General features: G+C 44.7%; 1 protein-coding gene. It reads left to right on the top strand.

Annotation, left to right across the window (positions count from 1 at the left end):
* The coding region (locus R2R70_RS19655) for a homocysteine S-methyltransferase family protein (RefSeq protein WP_410978845.1) at nt 1-291 on the top strand (291 nt) is incomplete at both ends.

Below are 291 nucleotides of genomic sequence, written 5' to 3' on the forward strand. Positions count from 1 at the left end.
CGTATCGTGATATTTCCCCTTCAGAATACCTAGGCTTTGCAAAGAAGTGGCACGCTCTGGGTGCAACTATTATTGGGGGTTGCTGTGGTATAGGCCCAGAGTTTATTGAAGTGCTGGTAAACTGGAAACAGGAACTCCCTGAAAATGTATTGTCGGCGTATAAAGATAACGCGGCAGTAATGAAGGGCTCAAAAGCGGGTCGCTTCTTCCCGAATGCGCAAGGTGAATATGCGTATCATCAAGAAGACATTGAAATATTAATGAAAGTAGAAACGCATAACCATCCAACGG

Source organism: Cobetia sp. SIMBA_158 (assembly GCF_046566945.1).
Lineage (GTDB): Bacteria > Pseudomonadota > Gammaproteobacteria > Pseudomonadales > Halomonadaceae > Cobetia > Cobetia amphilecti.